This window comes from Paenibacillus ilasis (assembly GCF_043195395.1).
Taxonomy (GTDB): domain Bacteria; phylum Bacillota; class Bacilli; order Paenibacillales; family Paenibacillaceae; genus Paenibacillus_AQ; species Paenibacillus_AQ lautus.
In genome coordinates, this window is sequence record NZ_JBHDJG010000001.1 from 1,326,203 (window position 1) to 1,338,883 (window position 12,681).

At 51.3% G+C, this 12,681-nt stretch carries 15 protein-coding genes; 12 read left to right on the plus strand and 3 right to left on the minus strand.

Annotated features, from left to right (window positions below; all coding sequences use genetic code 11):
• Positions 1-65: 65 nt before the first annotated feature.
• Positions 66-275 carry a DUF5316 family protein gene (locus ACETK5_RS06415; RefSeq protein WP_100538184.1) on the minus strand — a complete coding sequence of 70 codons (210 nt, stop codon included), beginning with the start codon at positions 273-275 and terminating at the stop codon, positions 66-68.
• Positions 276-750: 475 nt separating this feature from the next.
• On the opposite strand from ACETK5_RS06415, the gene rsmD reads away from it, so the two are divergent.
• Both rsmD and coaD read left to right on the plus strand, forming a co-directional pair.
• Positions 751-1,356 (plus strand): 16S rRNA (guanine(966)-N(2))-methyltransferase RsmD, encoded by a 606-nt coding sequence (rsmD, locus tag ACETK5_RS06420; protein ID WP_100539459.1) that lies wholly within the window; start codon positions 751-753, stop codon positions 1,354-1,356.
• On the plus strand, positions 1,346-1,861 hold the full coding sequence (gene coaD / locus ACETK5_RS06425; protein ID WP_100538183.1) for a pantetheine-phosphate adenylyltransferase: 516 nt from the start codon (positions 1,346-1,348) through the stop codon (positions 1,859-1,861). Before rsmD ends, coaD begins: the two co-directional genes overlap by 11 nt.
• Here coaD and ACETK5_RS06430 read toward each other — a convergent pair.
• Positions 1,839-3,071, minus strand: coding sequence for a nucleoside recognition domain-containing protein (locus tag ACETK5_RS06430; protein ID WP_326114072.1), 1,233 nt, complete (start codon positions 3,069-3,071; stop codon positions 1,839-1,841). The two genes, coaD and ACETK5_RS06430, sit on opposite strands and share 23 nt — an antisense overlap.
• A gap of 113 nt (positions 3,072-3,184) precedes the next feature.
• Here ACETK5_RS06430 and ACETK5_RS06435 point away from each other — a divergent pair, with 113 nt between their 5' ends.
• Positions 3,185-4,225 (plus strand): SepM family pheromone-processing serine protease, encoded by a 1,041-nt coding sequence (locus tag ACETK5_RS06435; protein ID WP_326114074.1) that lies wholly within the window; start codon positions 3,185-3,187, stop codon positions 4,223-4,225.
• Here ACETK5_RS06435 and ACETK5_RS06440 read toward each other — a convergent pair.
• Positions 4,215-5,450, minus strand: coding sequence for a nucleotidyltransferase (locus tag ACETK5_RS06440; RefSeq protein WP_326114075.1), 1,236 nt, complete (start codon positions 5,448-5,450; stop codon positions 4,215-4,217). The two genes, ACETK5_RS06435 and ACETK5_RS06440, sit on opposite strands and share 11 nt — an antisense overlap.
• Positions 5,451-5,648: 198 nt before the next feature.
• Between ACETK5_RS06440 and ACETK5_RS06445 the strand changes: the two genes are divergently transcribed.
• The 9 genes from ACETK5_RS06445 to fabF all read left to right on the plus strand — a co-directional run bounded on the left by ACETK5_RS06445 (position 5,649) and on the right by fabF (position 12,673).
• On the plus strand, positions 5,649-6,158 hold the full coding sequence (locus ACETK5_RS06445; protein ID WP_100538179.1) for a YceD family protein: 510 nt from the start codon (positions 5,649-5,651) through the stop codon (positions 6,156-6,158).
• A 53-nt stretch (positions 6,159-6,211) separates the two neighbouring features.
• Entirely contained in the window at positions 6,212-6,385 is a 174-nt protein-coding gene (rpmF, locus tag ACETK5_RS06450; protein WP_006211382.1) for a 50S ribosomal protein L32, read from the plus strand.
• A 188-nt stretch (positions 6,386-6,573) separates the two neighbouring features.
• Positions 6,574-7,140, plus strand: coding sequence for a transcription factor FapR (gene fapR, locus ACETK5_RS06455; RefSeq protein WP_036664034.1), 567 nt, complete (start codon positions 6,574-6,576; stop codon positions 7,138-7,140).
• Between the two features lie 24 nt (positions 7,141-7,164).
• Positions 7,165-8,151: a phosphate acyltransferase PlsX gene (gene plsX, locus ACETK5_RS06460; RefSeq protein WP_326114076.1), complete on the plus strand. Its 987-nt coding sequence runs from the start codon at positions 7,165-7,167 to the stop codon at positions 8,149-8,151.
• An 8-nt stretch (positions 8,152-8,159) separates the two neighbouring features.
• The gene (locus tag ACETK5_RS06465) at positions 8,160-9,149 is read left to right on the plus strand and encodes a beta-ketoacyl-ACP synthase III (RefSeq protein ID WP_326114077.1); all 990 of its coding nucleotides are present in this window, start codon (positions 8,160-8,162) and stop codon (positions 9,147-9,149) included.
• Between the two features lie 52 nt (positions 9,150-9,201).
• Positions 9,202-10,134: an ACP S-malonyltransferase gene (gene fabD / locus ACETK5_RS06470; protein ID WP_100538176.1), complete on the plus strand. Its 933-nt coding sequence runs from the start codon at positions 9,202-9,204 to the stop codon at positions 10,132-10,134.
• 46 nt (positions 10,135-10,180) lie between these two features.
• The gene (gene fabG, locus ACETK5_RS06475; protein WP_071220042.1) at positions 10,181-10,930 is read left to right on the plus strand and encodes a 3-oxoacyl-[acyl-carrier-protein] reductase; all 750 of its coding nucleotides are present in this window, start codon (positions 10,181-10,183) and stop codon (positions 10,928-10,930) included.
• Positions 10,931-11,039: 109 nt separating this feature from the next.
• Positions 11,040-11,273, plus strand: a complete 234-nt coding sequence (gene acpP, locus ACETK5_RS06480; protein ID WP_006211375.1) for an acyl carrier protein — start codon at positions 11,040-11,042, stop codon at positions 11,271-11,273.
• A 161-nt stretch (positions 11,274-11,434) separates the two neighbouring features.
• Positions 11,435-12,673 (plus strand): beta-ketoacyl-ACP synthase II, encoded by a 1,239-nt coding sequence (gene fabF, locus ACETK5_RS06485; RefSeq protein ID WP_326114078.1) that lies wholly within the window; start codon positions 11,435-11,437, stop codon positions 12,671-12,673.
• Positions 12,674-12,681 lie beyond the last annotated feature (8 nt).

Consider the following 12,681-nt stretch of genomic DNA (forward strand, 5'->3'; position numbering starts at 1 on the left):
TACAGATGCTTCTGTGCCTTTATTCGTCCGCTGCGGGGAGTGGGCAAATATTCACAGTGTCCCCCCTAGCGAAACAAATACACAATACCGGCGACCGCAAGAAATACGAAACCGGCTAGTAAGAACCAGATGGATACTTTCTCCCTGGATACGCGGTCGTCCTTGGGTTCAGTAAAGAAGTAGTCTCTTTGTTGGTAATCCGTAGTAATAAACACTCCGGATAGAAGCCCTGCAATCGCCAGGCAAGCCAATCCTGCATATAAAAACAGGTTCATCACGTGTTCCCCCATCATGCCCTTTATTGTTAGAACGTTCGCTGAGAGGGAATGGTTATACTTTTTATACAGGTAAGTGCATCGTCTGACTAGAAGTAGCAGATTGATATGACAAAATGCCACTCAACTTCGTTTAGCGGCTCAACATAAAAAAAGAACTAAATCCCTGTAATAAACATTGCCGTTACAGGGATTTAGTTCGGGAACCTCCGAAGAGATTCCCTCATGGGAGAGGAGAAACCGGACGAAGAGCTTATGGGGAAACGTAAGTCTTCTCCGCGGTTGTCTACGACATTCATTGATGTCGATATTTCAAGGATGCCCGGCTGTGGTAGAAATATACATGACTTTGAAAAAAAATGGAGAGTCGTTATGTTTCGTTTTTCATATATGGGATGATTGTGTTACGATAATCACTGTCAATGGCGTTGTCTTGGCAATGAATTTATAGATAATGAAACGGGTGAATGAAGCAGTGAGAGTAGTATCCGGAAGTGCGAAGGGCCGGCCGCTCAAAAGTGTGCCTGGTACAAGCACCCGTCCGACGACGGATAAAGTGAAAGAATCCATATTCAGTATGATCGGCCCTTACTTTGAGGGGGGCGCCCTGCTTGATCTGTTCGCAGGCACGGGAGGCCTTGGCATTGAGGCGTTAAGCCGGGGGATGGATCGTGCTGTTTTTATTGATGTGGAACCGAAGAGCATCAGTACGATCAAGGATAATTTGAAGGCGGCCAGGCTTGAAGAAAGCGCAGAGGTGTACCGCAACGATGCGGCGCGCGCGCTTAAAGCGCTTGAAAAGCGCGGCTACAGCTTTGATTTGGTCTTTTTGGACCCGCCATACCGGTTTAAGAATGGTGACGAGCTGATGCTGGATATGGCAGAGCGAGGTTTACTGCAAGATTCGGCAGTGGTGGTATTGGAATACGAATCAAGCTACAATTATCCTGAGAAATTTGGTGATTTTTGTTGTTTCCGGACCGCGAAGTACGGAGAAACCGCCATATCGATATACCGTTACGACACAGCGCAAGATCAAGCGTCAGAGCTTGATGAGGAGGAATTACAGGATGACAAATGAGAATACTAGTACATACCGTGTTGCCGTATACCCGGGAAGTTTTGATCCGGTCACCATGGGACATATGGACATCATCACACGCGCTTCCAAGCAGTTTGATCTGCTGATTGTGGCCGTGTTGAATAATCTAAGCAAGAACCCGCTGTTCACGATTGAAGAGCGCAAGGACCTCTTGAGGCAGGAAACCGCACATCTTCCGAATGTGGAAATCGACAGCTTCCGTGACCTTTTGGCAAATTATATCCGCCAGAAGAATGCCCAGGTCATCGTACGGGGGATCCGCACGGTGACCGACTTTGAGTATGAACTTCAACTGGCATCCACCAATCATAAGCTGAACCCGGATGCGGAGACGATTTTTATGATGACGCACCCGAAATATTCGTTCCTGAGTTCAAGTCTTGTTAAGGAAATCGCCCATTTTAATGGAGATACAACGGACTTGGTTAGCCCTGAGGTCCATGCCGCGATGCGCCGTAAATTTAGCGGCGATAACGGTCAATAAGACGGGAACACAGCCAGAACGCCGCTATCAATAATAAGCAGATCACGCCTTGAACCTGCAAGAATGAAGGCAATCCGCTCCAAAAGTTGAAGTGCTGATCTGTATTGGCGTGATCCAGCGGTTCCGTTCGGAAAGCAGGCATGATGCCTGCTGAAAGGGCGCTGACCGGCTTCCACATGGCCAGTGTAATTCCAAAGGCGAGTACCGAATGCAGGGCTCGCTTCGTCATAAAGTAACGCCAAGAGAGACCGGTTTCCCGCATCAGCGACAAGCTTTGCAGCTGAGCGCTGATGCCGCTCCACGCCAGTGCGGCGGATAGAACAGCCAGCTGCAAAACTCCGGCTTGGAATGCCGAGGCACTAATGGACTGGGCTGCCAGATGGGCCTCCAATATTCCGGATACAAGATAGGGTGGAAGCTGCGGCAGCAGGTGACCGGTCAATACTCTGGTCAGGACGGCGAAGAACAAGATAAACCCGCCTGTCATCATTAAGGTCTGAACCGAACGGGTAACGGAATCTCCCAGTAATTTGCCGAAGCTCCGTCCATCCCGTTGATGGGCCTCCAGCGCTGCAGTCGCTGCCCTTTTAATGAGGGGGCGCCGGGCTAATTCGCTTGTTCGGACTTGGTTTAAAGTTGCTGTAAACGGCCGTGTGTCTTCTGAAGAAGCCTGTTTATGGAAGAGGCTGAATATCCATGCGGCCAGTAGCCCGGAAATCCAATGAACGATCAGCAGCAGATAACCGGCTTCCGGTTTATGCAGCAGGCCAGTTCCGATGACAACGAGAATGGTCATTGGATTGCAGAAGTGGGATAAAGCAGCGAGCCTGCCAGCATCAATGGCACGAAGCTCGCCTTGTTTATACATTCCGGAGGCGGCCTGCGCCCCTGCCGGGAACCCGGCAGTCATTCCTGTTATAAGAACCCAGCCGCCAGCACCGGGAAGTTTGAATGTTTTTTTCATCAAAGGGTCCAGCAGTACGCCAATTCCATGGGCCCAGCCATAGGCAATGAGTATTTCCACCAGAACGAGAAAAGGCAGCAAAGCGGGAAATACGATATTCCACCATAGCTTGAGTGCTTGCAGGGTGGCTTGGAAGGCAGGTTCGGGCGCGCTGACGACAGCCAGTACAAGCAGGAAAGCGGCGGCACCCAGCAGGATGGTGTTCCACAGCCCGTTTGATGACTTGACGGCGTTGTCTTTATTCATAAGGAATCTCCTTTCAGCGTAAACATGGCTAGTACAACTTTATGCAAAGGAGACAACCGTCAGACCAAACTTGGTGGAAGGCTGGATATATAAGGCGGAGGGAAGGAAACTACATGAAGAAGTCTGTAAAACCGAATGGCTTAAAAATTGCGCTGTATTTGTTAATGGTTGGGGTCATGCTGTACGTTGTCGTTTATATGCCGACCCCTTATCTTGTATACCAGCCCGGGAGTGCCGAAGAGGTTCGGCCCATGATCAATGTCGAGAAGAGCGATCCGGCGGAAGAGGGCACATTTATGATGACAACCGTGTCGGCAAGCTATGCCAATATGGCTTTGTTGATGATGTCTGCGTTTAACCCCAATGCGGAGGTTGTGAAAAAGGCAGAAAAAATGGGCGATCAGAACAAGGATGAATATGCAGCCACACAAGTGTATTACATGAATTCTTCCCAGTCGTCTGCGATGGAAGCTGCCTATCAGGAAGCAGGAATTGACTACAGCATCGAGCCTGCTTATGTATTCGTGATGTCGATCTCCGACAATTCTGCTAATGCCGAGCATTTCCGGCCAGGCGATAAATTGATTAAGATCAATGGGCAGCCGGCAGAGGATAATGAGAAAATTGCCAGCCTGTTAAGCGGGAAAAGCATCGGGGAAGTGGTATCCGTGGAGCTCGAACGCAAGGGGAAAACCGTGAAGGAACAAGTTCAGCTTGTTAGCATTAAGGATGAGAAGACCGGAGCGGAGCGTCCGGGTCTGGGCGTCATGATTGCTACGATGCAAAGCGTGGAGCCGGCGAATCCCGACCACACCATTCATTTTGCGGATACCAATATCGGTGGGCCGTCAGCCGGACTGATCTTTACCCTTGAAATTTATAACCAGCTCACCGATGGTGATTTAAGCAAAGGTTACCGGGTAGCGGGAACGGGTACCATTGACAAATCAGGCGCCGTAGGTCCCATTGGCGGCGTGAAGCACAAGATCGTCGCGGCTGACCGGAAGGAAGCCGATATCTTTTTTGTGCCGCAAAAAAATTACGAGGAAGCCAAGAAGCGGGCGGACCGAATCAAAACGGACATGGAGCTGATCCCGGTTGAGGATCTGCAGGATGCAGTAGATTATCTGGAGCAGCTGCCGCCTAAGGGGTGAGTGGCGGCAGCAGGTAATCACTGTAATAATGGCGGATATTCGGTTTAGGGTGTCCGTTGGCGTAAACGGCGGCTGCCATCAGGTCCCTCTCCAGCTGTGGATGCTCCAGCGTTGTCGGCTTCTGAATGACGGGGAGCGAGGCACTCTGCTTCATTCGTTTCAACAAGGAACGCCCGGTGTCGCTGAAGCCGAGGACCCGGATATATCCCGGACCTTTGGCCAATTCTTGGCGATTCATGGATGCTTTGTCATGATTCAGCATGATATGCAGGAGCATCCGCTGAAGCTTGGTGCGGGTATAGCGTTTGGTTTTTAACGCTTCGAGGAGAGCTTCAACCGTAGGCTGCTTTAACCGGGCAAGCATGCGCTGAACCCGATACTCCAAGCCTTCGGTCACTTCAAGGAAGCCTTCAAGCTGCGCGGGCGTATGCGTGAGCAGGGATTGAAACAGTGGCTGGCGAAACCGTTCCCAGTGGACGGGAGCTAGTCCGTTCTCCATTTCCCGCTCCATGATGCTATGCGTGAATTCGGGGATGTAGGGTCTGGCTGCTTCCAATCCCTGTGAAAGTATGATGTTCCGGATGGCGGTAGCACTGGCAATGGACGACGCTCCCGGCACGGGATCATGGTACTGTGCGTTTTCTCTTGGAATGGTATAGGGTGTAATGCGGCTTCCCAGGCGCTCTAGAGCGATCAGGTAGTGCAGGCCCAGGGAATTGTTCGGCTGCGTGAGCAGCTCTTGCAAGTGGGCAATTGCAGGTCCGGACTCACCGAATAGGGCTGCAGCGGCAGCGCCGTAAGCAGACGGGAAGTTCATGCCTTCCTGGAGTCGCTTTTCAATTTCGGATTGGAGCTCGCCGGATTCGCTGGCAAGCGAACGGGACAGCGGCAGAATCTGCTCCAGCGTACCGCTCTCCGATCCGAAGGAAAGATAGTCCACCACCCCTGTGGCTTCCAGAATGGCTACCGCACCGTACGCGAACCACTCCGCAGGCTGCACGGCATAGGTTACCGGCAGTTCAATGCACAGGTCAACTCCCATGGCAAGGGCCATTTCGGCCCGTGCGCGCTTGCCTGCAATGGCAGGTTCGCCGCGCTGGAGAAACGGACCGCTCATCACCGCGACGACGGCACCCGCCCCCGTTATTTCTTTGGATCTGCGATAGTGCAGCACATGACCGTTATGTAAGGGATTATATTCAACAACAATGCCAACCGTCTTCATTCGTTTCAACTCCTTGATTAGAATATAACATAATTGCATGACGTTCCTGCAACAATAAGCGCCTCTCCTCGGAGCGTTGTAATTCTGGTAGTATGAAGTGAAATATCGGGTAACAATATAGAGGTTGTTAGGGTTATCCTGTTGACAAAAGTCTTCGGGAATCGGTATAATAATCTTTGTTTGTTTGGAGTGATGGATATGCTAATTCAATTTCGTAAATTGACAACCAGCGATCAACCGTTACAGTTCCATCAAACCGTGGATGTAAGCAATGCCGTTAAGGACCGGAAGGATATCATTGCTGTTCAGCCATTAGACGTGGATTTGACAGCAACCCCAACGGTTTCGGGTACGGTGGATGTTCGTGGACGATTGCAAGGCGAGCTGGAGATGAATTGCTCCCGCTGCCTGAAGCCGATCAGCGAACATGTGCACATCCCCTTTCATGAAGTATTCCAGCCGGTGGAAGATCCTGAAACCATTCAGGATGAGAATGATGACACTACATACGTGCAAGGTGAGAGTGTGGATCTCACTCCCTATGTAGAAGAAGCATTTTTGCTCCACCTGCCGCTAGCTCCGGTATGTAAAGCCGACTGCAAGGGACTCTGCCCGAATTGCGGCAAAGACCTGAATGAAGGCACGTGCGACTGCGATACGGAAGTGATCGATCCTAGGCTAGCCGGACTGAAGGACTTCTTTAAATGATGATGGATATGGCACCCGTGTTTAGCGGGTTGAACTGATAAGGAGGTGGGAACATGGCAGTACCTCAACGTAGAACGTCCAAAACACGTCGTGACAAGCGTCGTACTCATTTTAAGCTGGCTGTGCCAGGCATGGTGAAATGCGAGCAATGTGGAGAATTGAAGCTTGCTCATCGCGTATGTAAAGTATGCGGAACGTATAAGGCAAGAGAGATCATCAAACAATAGTTTTTAAATAAGTAGTACTTCATCTTTGGTGAGGTGCTATTTTTTTTGTCCGAAGTCCCCCCTTTCTTTTTGACGTGACATGATTTATACTTAACATTAGTACCAGGTTCTAATATTTGCGACTAATTTACATATATGTATGTTTGAAGAATGGCGGCTTTCATAGCGGCAGAAGGAGTTGTTTCGTCATCGATCGTTTATCCAAGAAAGACCGTCACCAGCGGCTGATTCAGCTGATCGACGAGAATCCCTTTGTTACAGACCGCGAGTTGACTCGCCAGCTTAAAGTGAGCATTCAGACGATACGCCTTGACCGTATGGAACTTGGCATCCCGGAGCTTCGTGAGCGAATGAAGCAGATGGCGGAGCATTCCTATGACCAGGTTCGTTCCTTGTCGCTCGAAGAGGTGATCGGGGATGTCGTTGACTTGCAGTTGGACAAGAGCGGAATATCGATATTTGAAATCCGTGAGGAGCATGTATTCAGCAAAACGCGGATTGCCCGCGGGCATTACGTGTTCGCTCAAGCCAATTCACTTGCCATTGCCGTAATCAATGAAGAAATCGCATTGACGTCTTCAGCGGATATACGGTTTTTGAGACAGGTGCGTCTCGGCGAGAAATGCATTGCCAAAGCCTACGTTAGGTCCATTGCCGGCCAGAAGGGAAAGGCCAAGGTGGAAGTGTTTACTTATGTCGCTGATGAAATGGTGTTTCAGGGGAATTTCGTAATCTACCGATCTGCAGGGGAATGACATAAGTAAAGGAGGAAGTTTGGCATGAGAATTGCGATTGATGCGATGGGCGGCGACAATGCCCCCCAGAGTAACGTCGAGGGAGCGCTGATTGCCGCACGGGAATGGAGCGATACCGAGATTATCCTCGTTGGGGATGAAGCGCAGATTGGAGCGCTGCTAAAGGACAAGCCGTCCAATCTGAAGGTGGTTCATGCAAGTGAAGTCATTGAAGCGGAGGATGAGCCGGTTAAGGCTGTTCGCCGGAAGAAGGATGCTTCGATGGTTGTGGCGGGGCGCATGATTCGCGAAGGTGAAGCCGATGCCATGATCTCGGCAGGCAATACGGGGGCCCTTATGACGACCGGGTTGCTCGTTGTGGGCAGGATGAAGGGGATTGAGCGTCCAGCCCTTGCGCCTATGATTCCTACTCTCGACGGCAAGGGGATGCTCGCCTTGGATCTCGGAGCAAACATGGATTCGAAGCCTGAGCATCTGCAGCAGTACGCATTAATGGGCAGCCTGTATCGCGAGAAGGTGCACGGAATCACCAAACCGCGGGTCGGGCTGTTAAATGTCGGTACCGAGCCGGGCAAGGGGAATGAATTGACGAAGCATGCTTATCCGCTGCTGGAGGAGCTGCCTATTCATTTTGTTGGCAACGTCGAGTCGCGCGACGTCATGAACGGGGTTTGTGATGTGCTCGTATGTGACGGGTTCTCGGGCAATATTTTGTTGAAATCGATTGAAGGAACGGCTGGCGCACTCTTTTCGCTGTTGAAAGAGCAGTTCAGCAAGTCGCTTAAGACCAAGATGGCTGCTGCCTTGATGATGCCGGAGCTGCGCAGCCTGAAATCAACGCTCGATTATAAGGAGCATGGCGGAGCTCCCCTGCTTGGTCTGAGCGGTCTGGTCGTTAAGAGCCATGGTTCATCGGATGCGAACGCCATCAAGAATGGGGTTCGCCAAGCGCGGACGGCGCTGCAGAACCAGTTGGTAGAGAGTATTTCGAATGAAATCAGCGGGAAGTGAGTGAGGAAATGAACAATTTGCGTCCGGTCGGTATTATTGGCACAGGCAAATACGTACCTGAGAAAATATTGTCAAATCGTGATTTAGAGAAAATGGTAGATACAAGCGATGAATGGATTGTCTCGATGACGGGAATCCGGGAACGGCATATTGCCGCTCCGAATGAAGCGACGTCGGATCTGGCTTACCACGCTGCTGTGAACGCGTTGAAATCCGCTGGAATGAACGCCGAGGATCTGGAATTGATTATTGTGGCGACCATTACGCCGGATATGTTCTTTCCCTCAACCGCATGTTTGCTCCAGGATCGGCTTGGTGCTAAAAAAGCGGCGGCATTTGACCTGTCGGCTGCTTGCTCGGGATTTGTATACGGACTGGCTACAGCTACAAATTTCGTGAGGACGGGCATGTACAACAACGCTTTGGTGATCGGGGTGGACTGCTTGTCCCGCATTACGGACTATACCGACCGCAATACCTGTGTCCTGTTCGGTGACGGTGCCGGTGCGGCGATTGTCGGTGAAGTGCCGGAAGGCCGCGGGTTCCAAGCCTTTGATCTGGGTGCTGAAGGTGCGGGCGGAGCACATCTCTATATTGAGGCAGGCGGCTCGAGATTGCCGGCATCCGCTGAAACGATTAACACGAATAAACACTTTATTTATATGAACGGCCGCGAAGTGTTCAAATTTGCGGTACGGGTGATGGGATCTGCCACGGAAGCCGTATTATCCAAAGCAGGCATCGACAAAAAAGATATCGACTTATTCATTCCTCATCAAGCGAACATCCGGATTATTAAGTCTGCCATGGAGCGCTTGGAGCTTCCGGAAGAGAAGGTCGTGATTAATGTTGATAAATACGCCAATACCTCAGCTGCTTCCGTTCCGCTAGCTCTTGTCGAAGCACAGGAGTCCGGCCGCCTGAAAGAAGGAGACAAGGTGTTGATGGTTGGTTTTGGCGGCGGATTGACATGGGGTTCTTCCGTACTAATCTGGTAAACAGAATGCTTTTTTAGGCCTAGTGAAATAAAAGAGAAGGGAGCTAACGATTTTGGGTAAAACAGCATTTATATTTCCAGGTCAAGGCGCTCAGTCCGTCGGAATGGGAAAGGATGCCTATGATGCGGTTCCTGCCGCAAGGGATCTGTTTCTAACCGCGGATGCTCAGCTTGGATTTCCGCTCAGCTCCATTATTTTTAATGGTCCTGATGAAGATTTGAAACAAACGGCAAACACTCAGCCAGCTCTACTGGCTACCAGTATGGCTTATCTGGAAGCCATTCGCGGCAAGGGGATCGAACCGGATTACGTTGCGGGACATTCGCTTGGCGAATACAGCGCACTTGTAAGCGCAGGCGTGCTATCGTTCGAAGAAGCTGTGTCGATCGTTAGAGCGCGAGGAGAATACATGGAGGCAGCCGTTCCCGGTGGTCAAGGCGCAATGGCGGCCGTGCTTGGCGCAGACCGCGAGGCTTTGTCCGAGCTGTGCAAGAGCATTACGGCAGAGGGACATGTTGTAGAACTTGCGAACATGAACTGTCCGGGTCAAATTGTCATCTCGGGCTCCGCCCAAGGCGTTGCAGCTGCCGCAGAAAGAGTTAAGGAAGCAGGCGGTAAGCGGGCCATCCCTCTGGAGGTAAGCGGACCCTTCCATTCGACCTTGATGAAGGGGGCGGCTAACCAGCTGGCTGGTAAACTGGAGCAGGCTGCGTTTAATCCCCCTTCCGTTCCGGTAGTTGCCAATGTGACGGCGCGTCCAGTGGAAGATGCCGCTGCCATCCGCGGTTTGCTGGTAGAGCAGGTATACTCCCCCGTGCTTTGGCATGACAGTGTGGAATGGATGATCGCTCAAGGCGTGGATACCTTTGTCGAGATTGGTCCGGGGAGTGTTCTCAGCGGTTTGATCAAGAAGATTGACAAATCCGTCAAAGTCATTAATGTAAATAGTCTGGACAGCATCAGCAGTTTGGAGACGGTCGTATAAATAACGATGGATGAAAGTCAGATGACTCTGGAAAGGAGGAATAGGTATGAGTGAAGCTCTAAAAGGACAGACTGCGCTTGTTACGGGTGCTTCCCGCGGCATTGGCCGGAGCATTGCTCTCGGACTTGCGGATCTGGGCGCTAACGTTGCCGTCAATTATGCAGGAAGCGAAGCAGCTGCAGCCGAGGTCGTGGAAGCGATTCGTGCAAAGGGCGTATCGGCCATCGCGGTTAAATCCAACGTTGGACGGACCGAAGAAGCCGATGCCATGGTAAAGCAGGTGTTGGAGACTTTTGGTCGAATTGATATCCTGGTGAATAATGCAGGGATTACTAGAGATAATCTAATCATGCGGATGAAGGAAGAGGAGTTCGATCAGGTAATCGAAACGAATCTGAAAGGGGTATTCAATTGTCTTAAGGCGGTGACGCGTCCTATGATGAAACAACGTTATGGACGCATTATCAACATTTCCTCCGTTGTCGGAGCGCTTGGCAATCCGGGGCAGGCCAACTATGTTGCGGCCAAAGCCGGAGTCATCGGTCTGACCAAATCAGCCGCGCGGGAACTGGCCTCCCGTGGAATTACGGTGAACGCCGTGGCTCCTGGTTTTATCGACACCGATATGACCCGGGAACTTCCTGAGGACATGCGGGAAGGCCTGCTTGGCGGAATTCCGCTCGCCCGACTGGGTCAGCCGGAGGAGATTGCCGGCGTGGTTGCTTTTCTAGCATCTTCCAGTGCATCCTATATGACTGGACAAGTGCTGCATGTGGATGGCGGCATGTATATGTAGGCGCCGCCAATGTTCCGGCGCTGGCCGCCGGGCATTAAATCGTTTTCAAATGCCTTCTATGGCAATTTGAAGTCATATCTCGTATAATTACCAAGAGGAGGTGAGCCGGATGTCCGATGTATTGGAACGCGTGAAACGCATCGTTATCGACCGCCTGGGTGTTGACGAAGCCGACGTAACATTAGAAGCATCTTTCAAAGACGACCTTGGAGCTGATTCTCTCGATGTAGTTGAATTGGTGATGGAGTTGGAAGATGAGTTTGATATGGAGATCTCTGATGAAGATGCGGAGAAAATTACGACCGTAGGTGAAGTTGTAAATTACATACAATCTCATACCTAAGTCATTACAGTTAAGTCCCGTTCTTTAGCAAGACGGGACTTCTCCACATTCAATCCAAGCTTCAGCACGAACAAGTGATAGATTATTACTGCCGTCGTTATCATGAGTCTGCATTTGCGGCTTCATAGATGGACGGGCAGTCCATATAGAGGTGAGTCTGTTTGAAACATAGAGTCGTTGTAACAGGAATGGGAGTCATGACCTCGATTGGTCAAGACCTGGATACATTCTGGAACAGTTTAATGGAAGGCAAGTCTGGCGTATCCCGCATCGAGGCATTTGATGTGAGTGATTACACCACGCAGATCGCAGCATCCATGAAGGATTTTAATCCGGAGGATTACATGGATCGCAAAGAAGCCCGCAGGATGGACCGTTTTGTACAGCTTGCGGTTGCAGCCGGCTCGAAGGCGCTTGAGGACAGTGGTCTTGAAATTGGCCTGAATGCCGATGCAGAGCGGGTTGGCGTTTCGATCGGATCGGGTATCGGCGGTTTGGGAACTTGGGAGGATCAGCATAATATCCTGCTCGAGAAGGGCCCGAAACGTGTAAGCCCATTCTTTATTCCGATGATGATCGCCAACATGGCCTCAGGCCAGATGTCGATCAATCTGGGAGCCAAGGGTCCGAACACCACACAGGTTACGGCTTGTGCCACCGGAACGCATTCGATCGGCGATTCATACCGTCTGATTCAGCGCGGTGATGCGGATGTCATGATCTGCGGCGGGGCGGAGGCAACCATTCGTCCAACAGGGATGGCTGGTTTCTGCGCTATGCGTGCAATGTCAACCCGCAATGACGAGCCGGAGAAAGCCAGCCGGCCGTTCGATACCGGCCGCGACGGTTTTGTTATGGGTGAAGGCGCAGGCGTGCTTGTGATCGAATCTCTGGAGCATGCGTTGAAGCGCGGAGCCAGAATTTATGCCGAAGTGGTTGGCTATGGCCTTAGTGCCGATGCCCATCATATAACCGAGCCGGATCCGGACGGAGCAGCTCGCTGCATGAAGATGGCGATCCGCGACGCGGGCATCGCGCCCGAGGAAGTGGACTACATTAATGCTCACGGGACTTCAACGCCGGTGGGTGACCGCTCGGAAACGAAGGCCGTTAAGATGGCTCTTGGTGACCATGCCTATAAAGTGGCCGTTAGTTCAACCAAGTCGATGACAGGTCATTTGCTTGGAGCTGCCGGCGGCGTTGAGGCGGTTATCTGCGGACTGAGCTTGAAGAACCAAACCATTGCACCAACGATTAACCTGGAGGATCAAGATCCGGAATGTGATCTTGACTACGTACCGAATCACCCGCGTAAAGCCGATTTGGATATCGTCATGTCCAATTCGTTCGGATTTGGCGGGCATAATGCTACGATTATCCTGAAAAAATACGCCGAGTAAGGGGACAG

Coding starts and splice junctions, on each gene's coding strand:
- ACETK5_RS06415 (WP_100538184.1), bottom strand. CDS start 275: ATGAACCTGTTTTTATATGCAGGATTGGCTTGCCTGGCGATTGCAGGG.
- coaD (WP_100538183.1), top strand. CDS start 1,346: ATGACAAATGAGAATACTAGTACATACCGTGTTGCCGTATACCCGGGA.
- ACETK5_RS06430 (WP_326114072.1), bottom strand. CDS start 3,071: ATGAATAAAGACAACGCCGTCAAGTCATCAAACGGGCTGTGGAACACC.
- ACETK5_RS06435 (WP_326114074.1), top strand. CDS start 3,185: ATGAAGAAGTCTGTAAAACCGAATGGCTTAAAAATTGCGCTGTATTTG.
- ACETK5_RS06440 (WP_326114075.1), bottom strand. CDS start 5,450: ATGAAGACGGTTGGCATTGTTGTTGAATATAATCCCTTACATAACGGT.
- ACETK5_RS06445 (WP_100538179.1), top strand. CDS start 5,649: ATGCTAATTCAATTTCGTAAATTGACAACCAGCGATCAACCGTTACAG.
- rpmF (WP_006211382.1), top strand. CDS start 6,212: ATGGCAGTACCTCAACGTAGAACGTCCAAAACACGTCGTGACAAGCGT.
- plsX (WP_326114076.1), top strand. CDS start 7,165: ATGAGAATTGCGATTGATGCGATGGGCGGCGACAATGCCCCCCAGAGT.
- ACETK5_RS06465 (WP_326114077.1), top strand. CDS start 8,160: ATGAACAATTTGCGTCCGGTCGGTATTATTGGCACAGGCAAATACGTA.
- fabG (WP_071220042.1), top strand. CDS start 10,181: ATGAGTGAAGCTCTAAAAGGACAGACTGCGCTTGTTACGGGTGCTTCC.
- acpP (WP_006211375.1), top strand. CDS start 11,040: ATGTCCGATGTATTGGAACGCGTGAAACGCATCGTTATCGACCGCCTG.